The organism is Alloacidobacterium sp., from assembly GCF_035631355.1.
Lineage (GTDB): Bacteria > Acidobacteriota > Terriglobia > Terriglobales > Acidobacteriaceae > Alloacidobacterium.
Map to the genome: position 1 here is coordinate 1 of NZ_DASQIX010000056.1, position 24875 is coordinate 24875.

Here is a 24875-nt window from a genome sequence, read left to right on the forward strand (position 1 = left end):
TGCAGACTGCATCCCCAGACCGCTGGATCCTCATAGGTGCGGCCCTGGTTGTCTGCCTGGAACCACGCGGCAATTTTGCCGAGTTGGTCGAGATTCGGTCCGCCGCGTACATTGCCGCCTGAATTGGCAAAGAAGAAGCTGACGCGCTTCTTCTCTTTGGCAATCGCGTCATATTTCCGCCACAACTCCAGGACCCGATCAGTAAAAACACGCCAGTAGGCCGGCGTTCCCGATGCCGGAAGCTTGCTGCAAATAGAGCAGTAGCAGACGGGTAGGCTCCCCAGCGGCGGCCAGCCATTCGTATAGAAACAATCGACGTCGTAGAGAGAATTCACCTCGCGCATAATGGCGGGAACGTACTCGTCCATGTACGTCGTAAACATACAGGTCTTAAACAAACGTGGATCTTCGCCGCTGTGCTGTACCGATCCATCCTGGTGACGCATGGCCCACTCCGGATGAGCTTCGAGCGCATCTCCCCAATTGAGATCGGGACTCATGCGCGCCACCACACGCATGCCGCGTTTCTTTGCCGCCGTCACGCATTCACCGAAAAGATCGCGGCCATTCAGGAATTTTCCGTGCCGATGAAACCTTACCTTGGAGGGATAAAACGCAAGAATTCCGGTGACGCTGACAAAAACAATGTCTGCCTGAGCAGAGTGCCAGTAATCGGCCCACTCATCCACGTTCATCACCGCCGGGTCGTACTCTGTCATGTTGGTCTGACCCACGCGTCGAACCCTTTGCTGCCACGGTAAAGCCGCCTGATCCACTGGAGGCAGGCGGTTCGGCAGCGAGACAACCTCTATTTCTGATAGATATGTGTCCACGGCGGACTGATTGGTCGAAGAAAGACCAGTCAGCGCCGATGTCAAAGGAACGACCGCTGCTCCTGCAGTAAGGCCAGACTTAAGAAAGTTACGCCGGTTGAGCATGATGCTCCCAATGTAATTCCAAACGGCGACCGCTTGCCGGTCGGGTTTACACGATCACGTAAAGGCTGGGAACAAACCTTAGGTCGCAGCCTGGCACTTCAGCGACCTCGCTGAAAAGACCCCGCAAAAACCATAGATTCTGATTTGGATGTTTGCTGGACCTGGTCCGGATTGAACCAAAGGCCACTTCCATGCCACGGAAGTATAATTTCTTCTCGCCTACGAGATTGGTGGATGACCGAATACATCTATTCCGGTTCAAACTTCCCGTTGCCGATCGTTTTGGTCATCGATTGGCTGAAGTCCAGGGGCTATCCCTGAGGAAGCTTTTGCTCAATCCAACCCTCATTGGCACTCTGGCATCCAATACGGTTATTATCGTTTCCGCTCGTTGTCGATAGCGATGTCTGTGAGAGGCCAAAGAACCTCCAACCTAGCAATCCCCATAGCACGAAGTTGCGCCGGCTCTTCGTTTGTACCATTGAACTATATCGCCTTATGGAGAATATCAAGTCTCGCGGCGTTAAGAGGAGTTCCCAGGAGATCCAATCGATGAAAAAGAGCAGGGCCGGAACTGCAATTGCAGGTCCTGTTAAGGATAAAGGCATTTCCGCCTTATCCGAAAATGGGCGTGCCGCAACTACTCCCGCAGAGCTGGATTTGATTCTGACAAGCCTGCAGCGGATGCGAGAAGGCGACTTCTCGGTGCGGCTGCCGGGTTCATGGATTGGGTTAACAGGGAAAATCGCCGATACCTTCAACAATATCGTTGCAGCCAATGAACAGATGGCCCTCGAACTGGCCCGAGTCGGTCAGGCCGTGGGTAAGAAGGGCCGCATACGCGAACGCGCCCGATTTCGCGAACCAAAGGGGGCGTGGGGGGACATGGAGAGCTCGATCAACACTCTGGTTGATGACCTTCTCCGCCCGACCACTGAAGTCACCCGCGCGATTGCGGCGGTAGCGCAGGGCAGCCTCAATGAAAAGGTGCGGCTCGATGTAGACGGCCGGCCCCTGGAAGGCGAGTTCCTGCGGTCGGCGAACATCGTGAATACGATGATTCAGCAGCTGAGTGTCTTCACTTCGGAAGTGACGCGCGTGGCGCGCGAGGTGGGCACGGACGGCAAGCTGGGTGGCCAGGCTGTTGTGCCCGGAGTTGCGGGAACGTGGAAAGACCTTACCGATTCGGTAAACCTGATGGCCAGCAATCTGACCAGCCAGGTGCGCAACATTGCCGAGGTGGCAACTGCTGTCGCGAGCGGTGATCTCTCGCGGAAAATCACGGTTGATGTCCGCGGAGAGATTCTCCAGTTAAAAGAAGCAATCAACACCATGGTGGACCAGTTGCGGTCCTTTGCTTCAGAAGTGACACGCGTGGCGCGTGAGGTGGGCACGGACGGCAAACTGGGCGGTCAGGCCGTGGTCCCGGGCGTGGCCGGCACATGGAAGGACCTTACCGATTCCGTCAATGCCATGGCGGGCAACCTGACTGCGCAGGTGCGCAATATCGCCGGAGTGACAACGGCTGTGGCTCGCGGCGACCTCTCGCGAAAGATCACGGTCGACGTGAAGGGCGAGATTCTGGAACTTAAAGAAACCATCAATACGATGGTGGACCAACTCAACGCCTTCGCGGGCGAAGTAACGCGCGTGGCGCGCGAAGTGGGTACGGAAGGCAAGCTGGGTGGTCAGGCCGACGTACCCGGTGTCGCCGGCACATGGAAGGACCTGACTGACAATGTAAACTTCATGGCCAGCAATCTTACCGGCCAGGTGCGTAATATCGCCGAGGTTGCGACGGCAATTGCGAACGGCGACCTGTCGCGCAAGATCACCGTGGATGTTCGCGGCGAGATTCTTCAGTTGAAAGAAACGCTGAACACAATGGTGGACCAGCTCAACCGTTTCGCCGGCGAAGTGACGCGCGTCGCGCGCGAGGTGGGTACAGAGGGGCGTCTTGGCGGTCAAGCCAACGTTCCCGGAGTGGCCGGCACATGGAAAGACCTGACAGATTCAGTAAATTTCATGGCCGGAAACCTGACCGCACAGGTGCGCAACATTGCCGAGGTGACCACGGCTGTTGCGCGCGGAGATTTGTCCCGCAAGATCGCGGTGGACGTAAAGGGAGAAATCCTTGAACTAAAAAATACGATCAACACGATGGTGGATCAGCTCAATGCATTCGCCAGCGAAGTAACACGCGTAGCCCGCGAAGTCGGCACCGAGGGCAAATTGGCCGGACAGGCGGAGGTACCTGGGGTTGCGGGCACCTGGAAAGATCTGACAGACAACGTCAATTTCATGGCCGGAAATCTTACCGCACAAGTACGCAATATTGCTGAAGTTGCAACGGCGGTGGCGCGCGGAGACCTGTCGCGCAAGATTACGGTAGATGTGAAGGGCGAAATCCTGGAATTAAAAGATACGCTGAACACGATGGTGGACCAGCTGCGCGCATTCGCTTCAGAAGTGACACGCGTGGCGCGCGAAGTGGGCAGCGAAGGCCGCCTGGGTGGGCAGGCCATGGTGCCTGGCGTCGCAGGAACATGGAAAGATCTGACCGACTCGGTGAATTCCATGGCAAGCAACCTGACGGGACAGGTGCGAAATATCGCTGAAGTGGCGACGGCGATTGCGACCGGCGATCTTTCCAAGAAAATTACCGTAGACGTCCGCGGAGAAATTCTACTGTTGAAGGAAACCATCAATACCATGGTGGACCAGCTCAACGCCTTCTCAGTAGAAGTGACGCGCGTGGCGCGCGAGGTGGGCAGCGAGGGTCGCCTGGGTGGACAAGCCAACGTGCCCGGTGTTGCCGGAACGTGGAAAGATCTGACTGACTCAGTGAATTCCATGGCCGGCAATCTGACTGCCCAGGTCCGCAACATTGCTGAAGTGACCACAGCGGTGGCCAGCGGAGACTTGTCGCGCAAGATCACGGTAGACGTAAAGGGCGAAATCCTAGAACTCAAGAACACCATCAACACCATGGTGGACCAGCTGAACGCTTTCGCAGGCGAAGTGACGCGTGTGGCACGCGAGGTAGGCACAGACGGCAAGCTGGGAGGACAAGCTGAAGTGCCGGGGGTGGCAGGCACATGGAAAGACCTTACCGACAACGTCAATTTCATGGCGAGCAACCTGACGGGACAGGTGCGAAATATCGCTGAAGTGGCGACGGCGATTGCGACCGGCGATCTTTCCAAAAAGATCACGGTAGATGTCCGCGGCGAAATTCTGCTGCTGAAAGAAACCATCAACACGATGGTGGACCAGCTCAACGCGTTCTCAGTAGAAGTGACACGCGTGGCCCGCGAAGTCGGCACCGAAGGCCGTCTGGGCGGTCAGGCGAACGTGCCCGGTGTAGCAGGAACGTGGAAAGACCTGACCGACTCAGTGAATGCCATGGCCGGCAATCTTACCGCTCAGGTACGAAATATCGCTGAGGTAACAACGGCAGTTGCGCGTGGAGATCTGTCCCGCAAGATCACAGTGGACGTGAAGGGTGAAATTCTGGAACTCAAGAACACCATCAACACCATGGTGGACCAGCTCAATGCCTTTGCCGCTGAAGTGACGCGCGTCGGGCGTGAAGTAGGAACCGAAGGCAAACTGGGCGGCCAGGCGCAGGTGCCGGGAGTGGCCGGAATCTGGAAAGACCTGACCGACAATGTGAACGTCATGGCCTCGAATCTTACGGAGCAGGTGCGAGGTATTGTGAAGGTGGTTACCGCAGTGGCAAACGGCGTACTCACGCAGAAGCTCACCGTGAACGCGAAGGGCGAAGTGGCAGCCCTGGCGGAAACCATCAACAACATGACGGATACGCTGGCCACTTTCGCGGACCAGGTAACGACTGTGGCCCGCGAAGTCGGAGTAGAAGGGCGTCTTGGCGGCCAGGCAAATGTGCCGGGCGCAGCCGGGACCTGGAAAGACCTCGTCAATAATGTGAACCTGCTTGCGGAAAACCTGACAAACCAGGTGCGCGCCATTGCGGAAGTTGCGACCGCGGTCACAAAGGGCGATCTCACCCGTTCGATTCAGGTGGAAGCAAGAGGTGAAGTCTCGGAGTTGAAGGACAACATCAACACGATGATCAACAACCTGCGGCTCACGACAGAGCGGAACACGGAGCAGGATTGGCTCAAGACCAATCTTGCCCGTTTTACCGGCATGCTGCAGGGCCAGCGCGATCTCGCAACGGTTGGGCGCATGCTTCTTTCCGAACTGGCCCCGCTGGTCAATGCGCAGCAAGGCGTGATCTACCAGATGGATTCAGAAAGGCATGGGGTGTTGACCCTGCTCTCCGCCTATGCAAGCACACCAGACGGCCATCTGGAGCGCATATCACTAGGGGAAGGATTGATCGGCCAATGCGCGAAGGAAAAACGCCGCATGTTGATTGGGGACTTGCCGCAAACTACTGCCCCGGTCCGTTCTGGCCTGTTTGAGTCAGTTCCGCGAAACGTGATTGTGTTGCCAGTGTTGTTTGAAGATCGCGTAAAGGCGGTCATCGAACTGGCAACATTGAGTTCGTTCACCGCCTCTCACCTTGCCTTCCTTGAGCAACTCACAGCCAGCATCGGAATCGTCCTGAACAGCATCGAGGCGACCATGCAGACGGAAGGGCTGCTGAAGCAGTCGCAGCAACTCGCTACCGAGCTTCAGTCGCAGCAGAAAGAACTGCAACAGACAAATGACCAGCTCGGCCAGAAAGCACAGCAGCTTGCCGAACAGAATGTGGAAGTTGAGCGCAAGAACCAGGAAATAGAGCAGGCTCGTAGAGACCTGGAAGAGAAGGCCAAAGAACTGGCGCTTACTTCAAAGTACAAATCAGAATTCCTGGCCAACATGTCTCACGAGCTGCGCACTCCCTTGAACAGCATTCTCGTGCTCGGCCAGCAGCTCGGCGATAACCCTGAGGGCAATCTTACGGCAAAACAAATCGAGTTTGCGCGCACCATCCATGGTGCCGGCACCGATCTGCTCAACCTGATCAGCGACATCCTCGATCTTTCGAAGATCGAATCCGGAACCGTTTCGGTAGAGGCCGAGGAAGTGTTCTTTAGCAGCTTGCTTGAGATGGTCGCACGTCCATTCCGGCATGAAGCGGAGACGAGACGACTCTCATTCGACCTGTACACCGACAAGCATATCGGCCGCAGTTTCGTCACCGACTCGAAGCGCTTGCAGCAGGTGCTCAAGAACCTACTGTCCAATGCCGTTAAATTTACCGAGCACGGGGGCGTGCGTTTGTCGGTTTTTCGCTCTGAGAGTGGATGGAGCAACAATCATCCGATCCTGAGAAGCGCCAACTCAGTCGTTGCGTTTGAAGTAGCCGATACGGGAATCGGAATTCCTCTGGATAAACAGAAGATCATCTTTGAGGCCTTCCAGCAGGCTGACGCAGGCACAAGCCGCAAATATGGCGGCACCGGTCTCGGTCTTGCAATCAGCCGCGAGTTGGCCAGCCTGCTTGGCGGCGAGATTCAGTTGCAAAGCACTCCCAGCAGGGGAAGCACATTTACTTTGTATCTGCCACAGGCTTATGCTGGACCTGTTACCTCAGGCCGCACTGAGGAGGCCGTTGCAGAAAACGCGCGAACAACCTCAGTTCGTCAGCTCGCGAGCGCAACTGCGGTGGAGCATGCCACCCAGGAGATTGAGGACGACCGCGCCGTTCTGGAAGCCGGCGACCCCACTTTGCTGATTGTCGAAGACGACCCGCACTATGCGCGTGTTGTGCGTGACCTGGCCCGCGACAAAGGCTTCAAGGTCCTGGCCGCATCGCGTGGAGCAGAGGCGCTTTCGCTGGCGCGCGAATTCCACCCAAGCGCTGTATCTCTCGATGTATTTCTGCCCGACATGCTGGGTTGGACTGTGCTGAATCATTTGAAGCAGGACCCAGGCATGAGACACATCCCCGTGCAGATGTTGACTATTGATGACGACCGGCACCATGGATTATCCCGCGGGGCTTTCTCGTTCGTAACGAAGCCAACGAGCAAGGAAGGCATTGAAGGGGCTCTGAACAAAATCAAGGAGTTTTCCTCGCCGCATTGCAAACGGCTGCTGGTGGTGGAAGACAATCCGGCCGAACAACTCAGCATCAGGGAGCTGCTTGGTTTTGACGACATTGATGTCTCAATCGTTTCAACCGGCAGGGAGGCATTGAACGCTTTAAATCAGCAGCGATTTGACTGTGTTGTCCTTGATATGCGCCTTCCGGACATGACCGGTTTCGAAGTCCTTGACCAGCTGCGCAATATGCCGAGCATAGGCGACGTGCCCGTAGTCGTCTTTACCGGGAAAGAGTTGAGTTCCGATGAAGACGCGAAACTTCGGACGCTGGCCCGCAGCGTGGTTTTGAAGGATGTTGAGTCGCCAGAGCGATTGCTGGATGAGACAGCATTGTTCCTTCATCGCGTGGTCGCTGATTTGCCGGCAGAAAAGCAGAAAATGCTCGATCACCTGCATCGCTCGGACGATGCCCTTATTGGCAAGAAAGTGCTCATCGTGGATGATGACGTACGAAATATCTTTGCTTTAAGCAGCGTTCTGGAAAGACGCGGCATGAACGTCCTTACTGCGAGCACCGGGCGCGAAGCCATTGGCATGCTTGAATCCACGCCTGATCTGGGCATTGTGTTGATGGACATCATGATGCCGGAAATGGATGGGTATGAGACGATGCGCGTCATACGGCAGAACGCCGATTTCCGCAGGCTCCCCATTATTGCACTTACAGCAAAGGCAATGAAGGGTGACCGCGAAAAATGTCTGGAGGCAGGAGCTTCTGAGTATCTGGCGAAACCTGTCAATACGGATCAATTACTGGCGGCATTACGCATGTGGCTTCACAGGTAGCAGAATACTTTTATGTCAACAAATGGCAGTAATCCCCGCATAGGAGAAAAACGGGGCCGCAAACCGGCCAGTAGCAGCCAGAAGGTGAATATTCTTCTCGTCGACGATCAACCTTCAAAGCTCCTGACTTATGAAGCTATTTTGACCGAGCTTGGCGAGAACTTGATCAAAGCCGCTTCCGGGACAGAAGCTCTCCAGCATCTGCTGAAGAATGATATCGCCGTAGTGCTGACCGACGTCAGCATGCCGGGAATCGACGGCTTTGAGCTGGCGGACATGATGCGTCAGCACCCGCGGTTCCAGAAAACGCCCATTCTGTTTATTTCCGCAATTCACCTTTCCGATCCCGATCGGATTAAAGGATACGAGCGCGGCGCGGTCGATTACATCTCTGTGCCCGTTATTCCCGAAGTCCTTCGCGCGAAGGTCAGCGTATTTGCCGAATTGCACCGCAAGCGGCGCGAGTTGGAACGTCTGAACCGGGAACTGGAGCAGCGCGTTGCGGAACGCACAGAGGAGCTTCGGGAGCGCGCTGATTTGCTTGATCTGGCAACGGACCCCATCCTGGTACGTGATATGGATGGCGCTGTCCGTTTCTGGAATTCAGGTGCGGAGAACTTGTATGGCTGGAAGCGGGAAGAGATTCAGGGCCAGAACCTTCATGAAGTCCTGAAGACGAAGTTTCCTGTGCCTTTCAACCAGATCATGTCGTCGCTCGAGGGAACCCAAAGATGGGAGGGCAATCTTGTACAAGTGACTCGCGGCGGTGAGGAAATCACGGTTGCCTTCCGTAAAGCGCTTAAGACGGACGAAGCCGGCAACCCTTCCGCGATTCTGGAGATAGGACGCGACATGACCGCTACCCTGCGGGCAGAGCAGGGATTGCGGACCGCCGAGAAACTGGCCGCTATGGGCCGGGTCGCGGGCATTATCGCTCATGAGATCAACAATCCGCTGGAGGCAATTCTCAACATCTTTCATTTGCTGAGAGGCCATTCCTCCCTGGACGCGCAAGCACGGGAATATGCGAAGATGGCCGAAAATGAGCTGCTCCGCGTCGCGCACATCGTGAAGCACACGCTGAACTTCTATCGCGAAGCCCAGCAGCCTGTAGCAGTTTCGGTTTCTGATGCGCTCGACAATGTCATCGAGCTGCAAGCGCGGAACATACAACTGCAAGGTGTGACATTGGAGAAGCGTTATGTGGCGGATGCGGTCATTCAGGGATTTCCGGGTGAATTGAGACAGGTATTCATGAACCTGATCGGGAATGCCGTTCAGGCAATGCCCCGCGGAGGAAGGTTGCGGATCAGCGTCCGGGAAGAGCTCAATCCAAAAACACAGAACAAGCGATTATCAATATTCGTGTCCGATACCGGCTCCGGCGTCAAACCGGAACACGCGAAGCAGCTTTTCGAGCCTTTTTTCACCACAAAAGCTACTAAAGGTACAGGACTTGGATTGTGGATCAGCAAAGGTATCGTGCAGAAGTATGACGGTTCAATTCAATTCCGCAGCATGAGTTCGAGCGGGTCAGCCACATGTTTTCGGGTTATGATTCCCGGGCATGTAGTGAGAGAACGGCAGATGGAAGCCGTTGAAGCTGTAGTCTGAGCCAGGCACGGCAATGAAACGTAATAAAGCAAAATAACTATGGCCTGCAAAATCCAACGGCTGCACGATAGCGAAAAATTCTTCCCAATCATAGGTCAGGCGGGAGTTGTGGAGTTGCTCTAAACTCCCTGACATTTCAGATGCAAATATCCCAATAAAGCAATCCTCTTGCCTGTATTTATATGGGATCCAAAACATTTTAATGAGACTATTCCAGTCAGATGCTGAAAACGGTCGTGAATTTCCGGCTTACCGTAGCGGCCTAGCTATGGCGCTTAACCAAATCCATGAGATAAAAAGAGATGCATTTTCTCACAGGGTTCCTCTTATTGCTTCCGCTACTGCAAACCCGGCTTTGCGCCCAGGTTAGGGTCTGGGAGGGCAGTATGTCCCTCGCGGCATCGGACGAAGGCCCTCCTGACGAGAATCCACCATTCGATATTTACGCTACCGATAGATTCAGCTATCCCTACACGATGCGCGAAGATGTGCACAGGACAGAGACAGTCCATTCATGGCGCGCAGTTTTTCTCGAAAACGAGTACCTGCAGTGCACGATCCTGCCTGATCTCGGCGGTCATATTTATACGTGTATTGACAAGATCAACGGCAAGCCAATGTTTTACGCCAATCCGACACTAAAGAAAGCCCTGATCGGGTACCGCGGAGCCTGGTCGGCCTTCGGTGTTGAATTCAATTTTCCCGTGTCCCATAACTGGGTTTCGATTTCCCCCGTCGATTACGCCTATTCAAGTAGCCCTGATGGCAGCGCGTCGGTTACCGTGGGGAATCGTGACCGCGTCTACGGCATGGAGTGGACCGTGCAGCTTGTGCTGCATCCGGGAAGCACAGTTCTGGAAGAGCGCGTCACGCTGACGAATCCCGGCGATCTAAGACACCGGTTCTATTGGTGGAACAACGCGGGCGTGCAGGTGTGGGACGACTCGAAGATCTGGTACCCGATGCAGTTCACCGCGAGTCACGGCTTCACCGATGTAGATACATGGCCGGTCAACTCAAAGGGAATGGACCTCAGCATCATTGCGAACCAGAAGGACGGCCCTGTCTCCCTTTTCAGCCACGGCAGCCGGGAACCGTTCATGGGCATCTACAATCCGCAAACAGATGCCGGCGTTGTCCACTATGCCGAGTACAGCGATTTGCCGGCAAAGAAGATCTGGACATGGGGCGTGGATACGGATGGCCTGGCATGGCGCAAGGCGCTCTCCGACAACAACAGCGCCTATGCGGAAGTGCAGGCGGGCCTGTTTCGCAATCAGGAGACATACGGTTTTCTGGAACCGCAACAGGTCATCCGGTTTTCCGAATACTGGATGCCGGTCAGAAATATCGACGGCATCTCGCGCGCCAATCTGAATGGCGTCGTTTCGATGTCCAGGAAGCTCGATGCGGCTGGACGAACCTCACTCATAGCGGCCTTCAATGCCAACCAGAAATTTCCAAACGCGTCCATCCGGATTTTGGATGGCAACACTGCAGTTTTTCAAGAGACCGCATCGCTCGATCCGGCAATAACATGGTGGCATATTCTTAATAACCTTCCGTCTGATCGCAAATACACATTTCTTCTTGAGAATGACAAACACGAAGTCCTTCTGAAGCACACGGAAGACCTGTACGACTGGACGCCGCGCGACCAGATTCAAACTGGCCCACAAACAGCCTACAAGGCACCCGATACCGCCGCTGGCCTGCTTGAACGCGGCACGAACGAGGAGCTTCAGGGCAACCTGATCGCCGCCTGGCGGACATATGAGCAAGGCCTGGCGGCATCTCCAGCAAACTTTGATCTATTGAAGGCGCAAGGCCGGCTAGATGTGAACTTGTTCCGATTTGAAGAGGCGTCGCAGATGCTCAAGCAAGTGGAAGACCGTGCAACCTGGGACGGAGAGACGCGCTACTATCGCGGCATTGCAGAGGCGGCTCTTGGCCATCGACGCGAGGCCCGCATTGAATTTGAAGCAGCATATCGCAACCCATCCTATCGGGTGCCCGGAGGCATGCTGCTCGCTGAACTTCTTGCTCAGGACCACGATACGGCAGGCGCGCTCGACATTCTTTCCCGTTCCGGTCTTGATGTCTCTCACGAATCACATCCACAGCGCTGCCTCGAAGATGCGGTAGCTCTGGAGCGCGCAAATGGCGAGGCCGATCGCGCCCGGCAACTTGCCGTGGCATCTCTTGCAAAATATCCCACAAGCGCTTTTCTGCGGAACGAGCTTTCGATCATGGGACAATCAGATATTCATCTCGACGAGCATCTTGCCGCCGACCCCAACCGGATTCTTGATTTAGTCGTGCAATATAACCGGCTGGGGCTTTACTCCGATTCACTCGCGCTGCTTTCGCGTTCATATCCTCGCATTCACCCTGACCAGAGTGAGCCTGGGACCGCATCACCCGAAGAAAACCCCTTGCTTGCCTACTATCGAGGCTATTGCCGCGAGAAACTCGGGCAGTCAGCACAGGCCGACTACCAGGCGGCTTCGAGCAGGTCGTTGCGTTATATCTTCCCCAACAGGGCTGAGACCATTCCTGTTTTGCGCTCAACACTCGCCACCAACCCTTCAGACGCATCGGCACATTTCCTTCTGGGCACTCTCTGGTTTTCCAAAGGAATGACGGATCCGGCTATCGAAGAATGGTACAGTGCCGCATCGCTCCGTTCTGACATTCCATCGCTCGATGCAAGTCTGGGACGCGCTCTATTGGAGATCAAAAAGCAGCCTGCCGAAGCGGCAGCCGTGTTCCAGCACGGCTTCCAGGTTGATCCATTGAACCCGGCGCTTTACGTCGAGATGGACAAAGCCATGCAGCAAATGGGACAGTCGGCTACCCAGCGTGTGGCTATGCTTCAGCGTTTCCCCGAGGATGCGGACATGCCCGCTGATCTTATTCGCGCCCTCGTCAGCGCTCTGCGGGAGGACGGAAAAGAGGACCAGGCGGACGCGTTGCTGGCCCGCCACTTTCTTCCCCGCAAAGAAGGTGCAGCACCGCTTGTGCCGCAAGCTAAAGACAATTCCGGCAAAAATCCAGCCAGTAAAAACTAAAAGCTTCCTGTTAATGTCATAAAGAGCAATTTTTCAGAACATTTGGGCCACAGGACACGAATGCGAGACTCCTCAGCGGCACAGCCCGGCACGATGTACACTCGATTTCTTATTTTTATTGCAGGCCTCGGCGGCCTGCTTTACGGCATTGATGTCGGGATTATCGCTGCTGCCCTTCTTTACCTGAGCAAAACCATCGATCTGACGGTCAGCCAGACATCGATCATCGTCGCGGCAGTACTGGGCGGGAGCATGGTCTCTTCTCCTGTCGCCGGCTTTCTTGCGGATTGGTTTGGGCGCAAACGGATGATGATTGTCAGCGGATTGATGTTCGTCGCGAGCGTCGGGTTGATTGTGCTTTCGCAAGGCTTTGCTTCGTTGTTCGTGGGGCGTCTGCTGCAGGGCATGAGCGGGGGCGTGATTGCCGTCGTGGTGCCGCTGTATCTGGCCGAGTGTTTGGGAGCGGACAATCGCGGACGCGGGACCGCTGTCTTTCAATTCATGCTGACTTTCGGCATCGTGGTGGCGGCCACAGTGGGATGGTTCTACACCCGGCAGGCGGAAACGGCGATTGCCCATGCGACGGGAAATCTTACGCTGATCCATGCCGCGCAAAATCGCGCATGGCGCAGCATGTTTCTGGCGGTCGTCTATCCGGGGATCGCCTTTTTCGCCGGCGCATTTTTCCTGGCTGAATCGCCGCGCTGGCTGTTTAGAAAAAAGAGAACGGAAGAAGCGCGCAAGGCCCTGCTGCGTTCCCTTCCCGCGCCGGAAGCAGACCGCGAGTTGAAGGAGATGGAGTCGCTGGCGATTGCGCCGACGAGCCAGACGCAGTCTGCGACAGGCGGCTCGCTGCTGCAACGAAAGTATGTCATTCCGTTTGTGCTCGCATGCGTCATCCTTGCTTTCAATCAGGCCACCGGGATCAACTCCGTGCTTGGATTTCTTGTCATCATCCTCAAGCAGGCCGGTCTGACTGCTACGCACGCCACACAGGGCGATGTTGCGGTGAAGGTTCTGAATTGCGTGATGACCTTTGTCGCCGTCGGTTTGGTGGACAAAAAGGGACGCAGATTTCTACTGAAGATTGGCACCGGCGGCGTAGTTCTGTCGCTCGCAGCAGGCGGAATTTTCTTTCTAAGTTCTGAATTAAACCGCGTTGACGTGAAGAGCAAAATAGAGGCTGCTACAAACGGCAATGCCGTCATCATGCCGGTGAATGAGACAACTTTAGGTCCTGCGACTGGAGGCAGGCCGATGTCGCTTACCGTGCTCTATTCCTATGGCGACGGCAGCCGCATGGAAACTGTGCTGAGCACCGACGATTATCCAGTGCTGACGATCAAGCCTGATGCTTCGGAGACGGAAAAACCGCTCACCATCACCAAAGCGAAATATGGGCCGGTGCCGCGTCCGGTCACGTCATGGCTGATCACGCTCTGCATGGCGGTTTTTATTGCGGCCTATGCGGTTGGGCCGGGGGTGGTGGTGTGGCTGGTGCTTTCTGAGTTGATGCCGACGCGCATCCGCTCGGCAGGCATGGGAATTGCTCTGCTGCTGAACCAAGGCGTATCGACATTGAGCGCAGCCGTTTTTCTGCCGGTTGTGGGCAGCTTCGGGTACTCGGCCATGTTTTTTGCCTGGGCGGGCTGCACAGTGATTTATTTCCTGACCGCGACCTTGTTTGTTCCTGAAACCAAAGGCAAGACCTTGGAAGAGATCGAAGTCTACTTTTCCGGCAAGGGACAACTTGCAGACGCGAGTTGATCGGCGGCTAATTTTCCGCAGGAGTATTCATGAAAGACAGCGCCACAAGCGCAGCGCAAAAACTGATCCGTCCACTCAGAAATGATCTGAAGCGTCTTTTGCAGGACCTGGTAAGAACGAACAGCGCAGCCGTGCTTGCGGGCGGCAACGAGACTCCGGCGCAGCTTGTACTGCGCGATTTTTTCCGCGGGAATGGCCTGCGGAGCGAGTTGTACGACACCGCGTTCATTCTTAGGTCTGATTTTCCGCAGGTCAGAAGGCAGAAGCCCTATGCGGGGCGAAAGAACCTGATTGTCAGAGTGCAAGGCTCGGGTCGAGGACAGAGCTTGCTGCTGAACGGCCACATGGACACCGTCTCAGCGGGTTTGCGGCCGTGGTCGCGTTCTCCCTGGTCGGGCGCTTTTCATCAGGGAAAAGTGCATGGCCTCGGGTCGTTTGACATGAAGGGAGGGCTGGTTGCGAACGCCGCTGTCGTATGTGCTTTGAAGCGCGCAGGCATCCGGCCCGGCGGCGACATTCTCTGCGAGTCAGTTATCGATGAAGAATGGGGCGGCGGCGGCGGAACGATTGCCGCGCGATTGCGCGGTGATACCGCGGATGCCTGCATCATTCCTGAAGGAACGCAATTGGAAATTTATCGGGCCACGCGCGGCGGCTTCGTCGTGGATTTGACGATAGACGCAGGCGACCCTGCTGCATATTTTTCCAAAGCTGAAGTGGTAAGTCCGGCAGTGCAGTTAGGACGATTGCTGGAATGGATCGACAAATGCGCGAAGCAACGGAGCCGTCTGCGGCCGAGCGGAGCCTACGCGAAGTTCCCCGACCCTGCGCCCGTACAGGTGCTTGCCGTGGAGTCCAATACGCTGGATGCGCAGGTTCCGTTGAGTGTTCCTTCGCGTGGCGCCATTCGTGTGTATTTCCAGTTTCTGCCGCAGGAAGATGTGGATACGGTGATTTTAGATCTCAGAAAGAAGCTCAAAGAGTTTTGCGTATCCGACCCGTTTTTCCGGAAATATCCAGTGAGTTGGACGCCCTTAATTGGAGGCCCTCTGTATGGTCATGAGTTGGCGCATGATCATCCATGGTTGAAGTGTATGGAGAATGCGGCATCAAGCACTCTGGGAAAGACAGCCTCTATAACGGCTGCGCCCTATCCTTGCGACGCGGGGTTAATCCATCGGGATTTCGGTATTCCCACGCTGCTCTTTGGCCCATGCGGAGCCGGCGCGCACAATCCGGATGAGTATGTTGATTTCGATTCCGTGATTCGGACGGCCGAAGTTCTACTTGCGGCAGCGCTGGTGTGGGCTAACGGATAAGCAATCTATTTACCGATTCCTATGCTTCTCGATCCCAATGTTTTTGGAGCCGTTGCAGGGATGCCGGACACTACCTCGAAAATTGGCGTACTCGGCGCACTGGTTCTTCTCAATGTGTAAGCGCCACCGGACTGAATCGGAAATTCCAGAACTGAAGCTTGATTGGATGGCAGGACAACAGCAGCAGTCCGGGCATTCACCAATTCCGCCTTTTCGCCGGGCCAGGGATTGCGCACGCGCATCGTTCCGGAAGCACCGGCCTCAATGCCGACGGTGAGCAACTCGCCCTTGTGAATCTGCAGATGAACTTTGCCGCGATGCTGAATAAATACCGTTGCATCCGCGTCCCAATCCTTTGGCCATGCGGGCGCGATGCGAAGCAGGCCGTCGTAATCCTGCGCGAGAGCGTTTTGCAAAGCATCGGCCACGATGCCGGTTTGCTCAACATAGAACTCCGGCCCAACAAACTTCGCCATGCCTGAGGGATACGCCTGGTACTTCTCCGTTAAAGCTAGCAGGCTTGACTTGAATTCGTCCGTCAGGCCAAGGCGCGCGGCCTGCACCGGATCGTAGCTCCAGTCGTTTTGATTTTTGTTGGGGCGTTGCAGATAGGTGCGCACTCCAAGCTGGTGAAGAGGGCCGTCGTCTCCGATGAAGCCATAAGGCCATACCGGCTCCAGGCCAATGTTCTCTGAATTGTGGATCTCTACTGCCGGATCATAGCTGGCGGCGATCACCGTGTCTGGATCATTCGCGCCGTTCGGCACAAGCACGCCGGGAGCCGAGTGGCGAACGAGTGGCCATTCCGGTAATTCCGGGATGGCCTGCTTCAACTGGGCCACGAGCTCGCCGTCGGTCTTGAGCAGGCTGGCTGCCTGTATCACTGCGGGAAAGAGCGCGTGCATGGCCAGGATGTCCGTTGTGGGATCATGTACGTCCCACTGCGTTTCATGCGCATTCGATGGAAATGTATGGAGCTTACCATCCTTGCCGCGCGAGGCATAAGCGAGCAGAAACCGCGCGGATTCACGCATCAGAGGATAGTTCGTTCTGAGAAAATCCAGGTCATCGGTAAACAGATATTGCTGCCAGACCCAATGCGAAACCTCAGCCCCGGTCGAGATGGTTCGGGCATTGTAGTAAGGCGGGGAATCCTGGCCGCAGTTAATTGCGGGCTTGGGGACCCAGGTTTCATTTTCATATCCGCGGCCATTGAAGCGCATAGTTTCAGGGATGCACGCGCCATTACGTCCGCCCATGTGCTGCCTGGTCCAGGCAAGAATGTTGGTCAGATTTTCCCGATAAAGATTGAAGTATGGCTGGTTCAGATCAAAGGTGCCTGCGCCGAGATTGGCACTGACCTGCATACGAAGGTTCCAGTGCCAGTATGCAGATGGCCCCCACTGGTGCGTATCCTGAAAGGCTGAAAACAGATCGCCGATGCCTGCCTGTCCTCCCGGGAGACGGTCGCGGCCTTCAGCAGCCGCGGTGAAGAGGTCAATCGTGCGCAGATTTTCAAAGTATTCAGCCGCGTGATCGGGCGAAGAGAGCTTCATCAATCCCACGCGCGACCAGTATTGGTTCCACCAAGCGCGATGCTCATCCGGTGAGAGCTTTTCCGCAGCGTCCAGTAATTTTGAGGCTGTGGCCGGGGCATCGCCGCCATGCCATGCCGGTGAACCAACGAGGATGCGGAATGTTCCATCAGGATGCGGCCGAAAGGTGATCCTGACCGAATATGGCCCGCTTTTTTCTACGCGAAGATCAGTCGCGTCTGCGGTGATGGCGGCCAGCGAGCCGAAGCTATCGCCGCTGGCGCCGGCTTCCTTATTGTCCAGCCAGGTTTCCGCAAGTATTCCGATCCTGCCTGAATCGAAGACATGAGGATGGCGCGGCTCCCACAACTTAAGCTCGGCGGTCTGCGGAACATTCGGATCTGCTCCGGTGACATCGACGGCCATCACATCGAGCGCAGCATCCACATAGGTGGTTGCTGCCGTGCCGCCGCCCTGCTCCTCGAATTGGCCGTCGTAAAGATTCAAACGCCCCAAGTAGTCAGCAGCTTCGGTGAGTTTTTTCAGGCCGGGAATGACGACTTGTCCGGGCGAGAGCCGCAAAGGAAACGTGTCACCGCGATTCAGTTGCGCAGTGTACCCATCCTGGGTCCAGACAGCCAGGCCAAGGCGTCCGTTGCCCAATGGCATTGCTGTTTGTAGCGCCACATTGGGCCGTAGCAGGACTATATCTGACCGCCCAACAACGCCTCTCCGCTCCACATGAAAACTGCCTTCGTACCAGGCTGTCGTCTGCCTGGCCGTTTGCGCGATTGATGGTAGAGAGACGAGGAAAAGGACAGAAACGAAGCTGCGAGACTTGCATGCCGCTCTATAAGTTACACGTGTTAAAGATAAGATCATCGGTTTCGAGTTTAAATTTTCCAGCTATAACAGCCATACATTACAGGCTTTTACGCGCAACCTCAGTCATCTCACGGCTCGAACGACGGAGGCGCATCCTCTGCTCCAGTTCCCCAGTGCCTATCTGGTGTTGCGCTCAGCTCAAATTCCAATGTTCCGCCGTGCTCCACAAAGTTGTCGGGCAGCCAGGTCTTTGTCGTGATCTTTCCGTTCACTTTCAGGTTTTGCACGTAGGGTGAATTAGTTGCAGCGCCGTGTGCCTTCACCGTGATATCGCCCTCACGACGGTGGATATGTACCATCGTGAACAGCGGGCTTCCCAGTACCAGTTCGGCTCGCCCGGGAATCTCCGGATACATGCCGATCGCGGACCACACGTACCACGACGACATCTCACCCAGATCGTCATTGCCTGGCATGCCCTTTGGCGAGTTGGTCCAGATGGTATTCAGCACCCTGCGCACAGCCTCCTGCGTCTTCCATGGCTGCCCCAGAAAATCGAAAAGCCAGGGAGTCTCAATAGACGGCTCATTGTTCAATTCCGCGTGCAGGCCACCTGACGCCGTCACTGCCAGGCTGCCGTCTGGGTTATAGAAGAATGCATTCAGACGCTGGCTCGCTTTTTCCATCCCGCCCATCATCGTGAACAGTCCCTTCTCGTTGAATGGCACCATCCACACATATTGTGCTGCGCTGCCCTCTACGAACCCACTGCCAGATGCCGGATCAAATTTCGGCCAGGTGCCGTCGGCATTGCGGTTCTGGATATAGCCGCCCTCCGGCGTTGCCTGCGGATTGAAAATATTTTTCCAGTACTGGGCGCGCTCCAGGAACTGCTTGCGCATCGCATTATCGCCCATGCGTCGCGCCAACTCGGACACAGCAAAATCCGCCGCAGCGTCTTCAAGAGTGTCTGCCGCCGGTCCCCAGGCACTTGCGCCTACGGGGATATAGTGCAGCTTCAGCCACTGGTCGAGAGAGGGCCGCTGGCCAACACATTCCACCGCGCATCCCTCTTTGCTGAGGTCGTGTGCGGTTGGCACAGTGGCTGCTTGCAAGAGGGACTTGTACGCTGCCTTCGCACCGAAGTTCTTGCCGCCGAATGCCAGAATGTCCGCAATCGCCGGCGCTGCCGGATCTCCGTTCATGACGTGAGTAATTCCGGAGTTATGCGTCCAGCGATCCCATTCGCCTCCGTTCTGGTTCGCCTGGTTGAGCAGGGACTGGGCGAAGTCTCCAGCTACATCCGGTTCCAGCAGGGTCAGTAACTGTAACTGTGAACGATACACATCCCATCCGGAGAACGTGCTGTATTGCGCCTTCTGCGGAGCAGTTACGGTATGCACCTTTCCGTCCATGCCCATATAACGCCCGTCCACGTCGCTATAAAGGTTCTCGCCCATCAGCGTATGGTAAAGGGCCGTATAGAAGACCACCTGCTCGTCATGCATGCCGCCTTCGATTTCCACGCGGCTCAGCGCATCGTTCCAGGCGGCATGCGCCTTCTGGCGCACTGCCTCAAATGTTGTTCCCGCCGGAATTTCTGCGCGCAAATTCGCTTCGGCATTGTCTTCGCTCACATATGAAATCCCGACACGCACACCTATGCTTGGCGATTTCGAAGTATCGAGCACCACCCATCCGCCTGATCCTTTTCCCGGCGGGACAAATCCTTTCGCGCCATACGTCGTTCCGCCCCGCGCTTCCTTCGTCCCGGGCCGTATCGCCGAATCCTGCCACGTTCCCGTGCTCAAGAATGGCACATCGAAATGCGCCACAAAGTACAGCGTGTAATAGCTCCGTCGATTGACGGTGCCGATATATCCACAGAAATTCCCGCTGGTCACAGATCCGGAGACGGTCTGAGTTGACGGGTCGATCTTTACATACGCATCTGTGCTACCGGTCTCGGAATACGCGGTCCGCACGAACATCACCGCAGGCTTGCCTGCGGGATAATCAAACCGCCCATACCCGGTGCGCAACGTTGCGGTCAACTCCGTTGTAACGCCATTCTCAAGCTTGACCTTGTAATACCCGGCTTGTGCGGTCTCATTGTCGTGTATGAAGGCGCTGCCGTAAATTTCCGCGCTTGCATCATCCGCCGGCGAAGAGGTTACTTCGCCCACATACGGCATAAACGGAATATCTCCGCTGGCGCCGGCACAGCCGGTACCCATCAGGTGTGTCAAGGAAAATCCGCTAATGCGGTTTGCCGAATACTCGTAACCACCCGGAGCTGCCGGACGTCCGCGGTCATCACGCATCGATCCCGGTACACCCTGCACCTGCTGCCGTGGATGGGTCCGCGGTTCTTCCGGGCTCCACGCCAGCATGCCCAGAGGCAATGTTGCGCCCGGATAATCGTTACCTCCATTGGTCGTCCCGATCAGTGGATTCACCAGTGCAGCCGGATCGTCCCCGCCATTGTCATTCGCTTGTGCCCACGCTATGGCTGTACCCACCCATAACAAAACCACCAACCCGGCAGACACCCTAATCCACCAACTGCTCCATTCCGGCTTGTGCATCATCGCTCCCAACAGGATCTGCGCGGAAAATTCGCCGCAGGCTCTGGTCGCATTGTAGTGAATCGGCTCGAGCGACGAGACCATCAGCTAAGAATTCCGCTCCGCTAAGCCAATGAATGCGCCACTGATCGCATCGACAATGATTTATCGGCGATATCAAACTTAAATCAGCCGCTGTGGCAATGCTTATCGCCATCAAAGCTGGAAGTGGGGGAAGAATCCATGAAAGCGACGCAGCAACTTCACGATCTCGGGCAAAGTTTATGGCTCGACAATATTACTCGTGATCTGCTCGACAACGGGACTTTGAAGCAGTACATCGACGATCTTTCGGTTACGGGCTTAACCTCAAACCCAACTATCTTTGAGCACGCTATATCGAAAAGCGGCGCCTATGATGCGGATATTCGCCGACTGATGCAGACTGGCATCTCAGGCGAGGAACTGTTCTTTGAACTGGCATTGCAGGATTTGACGCGAGCTGCAGACCTGTTCGCGTCAGTTCATGAGCGTACGGCAGGAATCGACGGTTACGTTTCCCTTGAATTGTCGCCACTGCTCGCTTACGACACCAGGAAATCAGTATCGGCGGCAAAGTTTCTCCATGACAAAGGAAATCGTCCGAACCTGTTCATCAAGATTCCGGGCACGAGTAACGGCGTGCCGGCGATCGAGGAATCGATTGCAAACGGTATTGCAATTAATGTCACGCTGCTTTTCTCCCGCGAGCAATACCTTGCATCCGCAGAAGCATATATGCGGGGGTTGGAGCGGCGCGTGTCCGCTGGTTTTAATCCCGATGTTCGCTCAGTTGCTTCGGTCTTCCTTAGCCGTTGGGATGGCGCAACAATGGACAAGGTTTCCGTGACATTGCGCGATAAATTGGGCATTGCGATTGGACAACAGGTCTACAAGGCCTACAGGGATATGCTGGAATCGGATCGCTGGCAGCGTCTGGCGAATTTTGGCGCTCGTCCGCAGCGCCTGCTCTTTGCCAGTACCGGCACCAAGGATCCGAAGGCATCAGATGTCCTTTATATCAATGCACTCGCTGCACCGAACACGATTAATACCATGCCGGAGAAGACTTTACTTGCGTTCAGTGAGCATGGGAACGTGACAGGAGTACTACCGCGAAATGGGGGAGACTGCGAACCCGTCCTCACCAATTTCAGAAGCGCAGGTATCGACCTCGACAAGTTGGCTGCGGACCTGCAATCACAAGGCGCCAAGGCATTTGATGAATCATGGAGCAAGTTGCTCGAGGCCATAGAGACTAAGGGCAAAGTGCTGCAGGGAGTCGCCTAGCTTCTGAGAATCTTGGGATATGTAAGTCTTTGAATCTTTGGTGGACCTGGTCGGGATCGAACCGACGACCTCTTCCATGCCATGGAAGTGGGAAATTCGTAAGTTATTGACGGACAAGCGGTTAAAAATTGGATGAACCGGCAAAATCGGCGGAATTGGCGTATTTTGACACAAACTTGACACAAAAATCTCAAAACAAACTGGGCCATGGGCTGAACGTGGCGGGTCAGCCCCAAAATCCCTATCTAGATAGATAGATAGATAGATAGATAGATAGATAGGTAAATAACGAAAGATCGCTCAGCACCCTCGACTTCCCTGCCGCGACCTCTGTGTGCAACGGCAGCATTCTCCCCATAAATACGAGACCTCGCAGCCGGTGTGGGATTTCACGCCGCAGTCCTCGTCCGGCAGTAATTCCACGTTCAACCCGACCTGGACGTGGTATGTGCCCCAGGAGGCTTATCCGAGCGGTGGCACCGGGAACGGAGAGATTGCCTTTAATGCAATAGCCACGCTGGTTTGTCCGGGAGTGTAATGGTAACCTTGGCCCTGTCTGCCACGTCCCCTATCCTTTCTCGACTTGGTCGGTCGATCCGCCCCTGCTAACGTCACTCTCGCCCACATCAACAACGATCGGCGGCAAGTTTACCATTTATGGTCAAAACCTATCCGCCGGTCCGATATTCAAACGCATGCTTGCAGTCATCAACGCAGCCTCAACACAGCACGAGATCACAACGAGCCGGCTGGCCAGATCGCGTCTCGTGAACTGGAGATTGTCAGGATATAAGGAGCACTGCAGAGGGCTGAGGAATTGAGTGATGATGTGGCCGCGGTTATCGAAGGAGTTCTCTGAAGTCGCTCGCTTGCAGGCGGTGAAATGCTGCCACCTGTTCGGGAAAATCCGCCACAGGGGCGATCCGACTCGCTGACTTGCATATTCGCTCAGTCCCCGAGCGCTTCCACGTCACCGCCTGGCCCTGTTTCGTCACCGGCCAGATCCTCGCAGCTATCGACGGGGTCTCGGTCTCACGCGGATTTGGTCGTTGGCTCGGTCGTCGCTCTCGCGATTCTCGCCACACAAGCGGCGGGAAGAGCGTGCGAGATTTTATTTGCCTGGCTGGATGGCCTTCGCCGTCTCCGGTACTCTGAGTCCTCGAATCAGAATCCAGATGCTGATCGCCACCTCAAAGTAAACCACCGGCATTTCGTACCACTTCACTGAGACGTTCGCTTCGAAGTTGCGGTCGATGAGGTAGGCGAACCCGCAGACCCCTTCGAAGACCGCCGCCATGATGCCTAAGACAGCCAGCGTTCGCGGAATATAACGCGACTTGAAAAACAGATAACTGTAGAGGACGGACCCGATCGCGTAAAACGTCAACCCGATGTAATAAGCGTCCCATCCCGAAGCGAGTTGCAACCCCGCCAAGGCCTGCAGACGTTCCGGCTCGAACACGTGCAGGAAATCCCTGCCGCCCATGATCCGCAGCGCGCCGAAATGGTCGATCAGCAAGATGAACCACATCACGGCATATACCAGTCTGTTGAATACCGCGAAGAGTGCCAAGCCCGTGCTGACTGGCCTGAAGACAACATAGAGAGCGGTCAGAACCACGATCGCTCCCAAACCGTATACGACGGCGGCGGCGATGTAGTCATGGACGAGTGGTTCATGCCCAATGAAATTGCGGGCCGTCTCCGCTTCATGCTCCCAAACAAGAAATGGCGCGTAGAAACGCGAATAAGCGATCCCGATAACGACGTATATCAGCAGGGTTGTGATGGCGAAAACGCGGGCAGCGAGGCGTTGCGACCGGTCGATCATGCGTTCCTTTCCTCGACCTCAAGGGCACACGTTGATGACGAGTTTTCCCCGGGCCCGCAATGTTCCCTGATAGTGCACCGCTTCGGGGACTTCATTGAGCGTATATCTCTTGTCGATGACCGGTTTCAGCGTACCGCTGGCTAGGAGTTGGCCGATGAAGGCCAGGTCTTCACGGTTGATTTTGGCGACGAAGGTGCTGAATTCCTGCCTCGAAAACTTGGCGCGCACGAGCGTTACAATCAAACCGCCAAACATCACGAGCAGCGATTTCGGCCCATCGAGAACTCCCGCGCCGACGCAGATACCCCGCGGAGTCATGACACGCTGCCTCGCAGCGAACGAATGATTCCCGGCGAGATCGAAAATCAAATCGTAACGCGCCGTCCCTTTCGCATAGTCTTCTACGGCATAATCGATCACTCGCTCGGCCCCGAGCGATCGAACCAGCTCCGCGTTCCGCGCGCTGCACACGGCCGTCACGTGCGCGCCGAAAACCTTGCCAAGCTGCACGGCAAAGGTGCCCACGCCGCCCGACGCGCCGATAATTAAGACGCTCTGCCCGGCCCCGATCCTTCCTTTATCGCGAAGGCCCTGCAAAGCAGTAAGCGCGGCGATCGGTGTGGCGGCCGCATCCTCGAAGCTAACACTGTCTGGCTTGGCGGCCAGTTTCGACTCTGGCGCAACCGCGCATTCCGCAAACGCCCCGCGCGCAGATCCGAACACAGCATCGCCAGCCTTGAACTGCGTCACACCGCGTCCCACAGCTTCCACCACTCCTGCGGCGTCTACTCCCGGGACCTTCGGTTTCCTCGGGCCAAACAGCAGCCGCGTGAGAGCCGGGCCGCCCTTCATCACACCGACGTCGAGGGGATTCATCGCTGCGGCGCGGACCTTGATCAACACTTCCCGATCGCCCGGAACAGGCTTGTCCACGTTTTCGAAGGTCAGAACTTTCTCAGGAGGACCATTCTTGCGATACACAATGGCATTCATGCGACCGCCTTGATTTCCGATAGTGTTAATACACTCTTAGGCAGAAGGATCGCGCAAGTTCCCGCGTCACGTGCTCACTGGCTTCCTCAGCCCCCAGGGCTGCATCCGCTTCCCCGGTCCGATCGTTGCGCATGGTAGTTGAATTGAGCGATGATCTGGCTGTGGCTACGGAGGGGGCGTTCTGAATGGGCACAGCGTGTCACCTCGGTGCGTAAAATC

Annotated in this window: 11 protein-coding genes and 1 pseudogene; 7 read left to right on the forward strand and 5 right to left on the reverse strand. The window is 55.9% G+C overall.

Annotated features, from left to right (window positions below; genetic code table 11):
* Positions 1 to 938, reverse strand: a pseudogene (locus VEV40_RS09775) (hypothetical protein); the annotation flags it as partial.
* A gap of 552 nt (positions 939 to 1490) precedes the next feature.
* On the opposite strand from VEV40_RS09775, the gene VEV40_RS09780 reads away from it, so the two are divergent.
* The 5 genes from VEV40_RS09780 to VEV40_RS09800 all read left to right on the forward strand — a co-directional run bounded on the left by VEV40_RS09780 (position 1491) and on the right by VEV40_RS09800 (position 15576).
* Positions 1491 to 7805, forward strand: coding sequence for a HAMP domain-containing protein (locus tag VEV40_RS09780; protein WP_324831981.1), 6315 nt, complete (start codon positions 1491 to 1493; stop codon positions 7803 to 7805).
* Positions 7806 to 7889: 84 nt separating this feature from the next.
* A complete protein-coding gene (locus VEV40_RS09785) occupies positions 7890 to 9419 on the forward strand; it encodes an ATP-binding protein (RefSeq protein ID WP_324831982.1) in 1530 nt (509 codons plus the stop codon).
* A gap of 386 nt (positions 9420 to 9805) precedes the next feature.
* Positions 9806 to 12490, forward strand: coding sequence for a DUF5107 domain-containing protein (locus VEV40_RS09790; RefSeq protein ID WP_324831984.1), 2685 nt, complete (start codon positions 9806 to 9808; stop codon positions 12488 to 12490).
* A gap of 60 nt (positions 12491 to 12550) precedes the next feature.
* The gene (locus VEV40_RS09795; RefSeq protein WP_324831986.1) at positions 12551 to 14257 is read left to right on the forward strand and encodes an MFS transporter; all 1707 of its coding nucleotides are present in this window, start codon (positions 12551 to 12553) and stop codon (positions 14255 to 14257) included.
* A 29-nt stretch (positions 14258 to 14286) separates the two neighbouring features.
* Complete coding sequence (locus VEV40_RS09800; protein WP_324831987.1) at positions 14287 to 15576, forward strand: M20 family metallopeptidase; 1290 nt, start codon at positions 14287 to 14289, stop codon at positions 15574 to 15576.
* A 5-nt stretch (positions 15577 to 15581) separates the two neighbouring features.
* Here the strand turns inward: VEV40_RS09800 and VEV40_RS09805 are convergent, their stop codons facing one another.
* Positions 15582 to 17780, reverse strand: a complete 2199-nt coding sequence (locus tag VEV40_RS09805; protein WP_324831988.1) for a glycosyl hydrolase family 95 catalytic domain-containing protein — start codon at positions 17778 to 17780, stop codon at positions 15582 to 15584.
* A gap of 284 nt (positions 17781 to 18064) precedes the next feature.
* A complete protein-coding gene (locus VEV40_RS09810) occupies positions 18065 to 20608 on the reverse strand; it encodes a GH92 family glycosyl hydrolase (RefSeq protein ID WP_324831989.1) in 2544 nt (847 codons plus the stop codon).
* Positions 20609 to 20746: 138 nt separating this feature from the next.
* On the opposite strand from VEV40_RS09810, the gene tal reads away from it, so the two are divergent.
* Both tal and VEV40_RS09820 read left to right on the forward strand, forming a co-directional pair.
* Complete coding sequence (gene tal / locus VEV40_RS09815) at positions 20747 to 21832, forward strand: transaldolase (protein ID WP_324831991.1); 1086 nt, start codon at positions 20747 to 20749, stop codon at positions 21830 to 21832.
* A gap of 334 nt (positions 21833 to 22166) precedes the next feature.
* Entirely contained in the window at positions 22167 to 22370 is a 204-nt protein-coding gene (locus tag VEV40_RS09820; RefSeq protein ID WP_324831993.1) for a hypothetical protein, read from the forward strand.
* A 573-nt stretch (positions 22371 to 22943) separates the two neighbouring features.
* On the opposite strand, the gene VEV40_RS09825 is transcribed toward VEV40_RS09820, so the two are convergent.
* Positions 22944 to 23663 (reverse strand): DUF4386 domain-containing protein, encoded by a 720-nt coding sequence (locus tag VEV40_RS09825; RefSeq protein WP_324831994.1) that lies wholly within the window; start codon positions 23661 to 23663, stop codon positions 22944 to 22946.
* Between the two features lie 18 nt (positions 23664 to 23681).
* Positions 23682 to 24656, reverse strand: coding sequence for an NAD(P)-dependent alcohol dehydrogenase (locus VEV40_RS09830; protein ID WP_324831995.1), 975 nt, complete (start codon positions 24654 to 24656; stop codon positions 23682 to 23684).
* Positions 24657 to 24875: the final 219 nt, after the last annotated feature.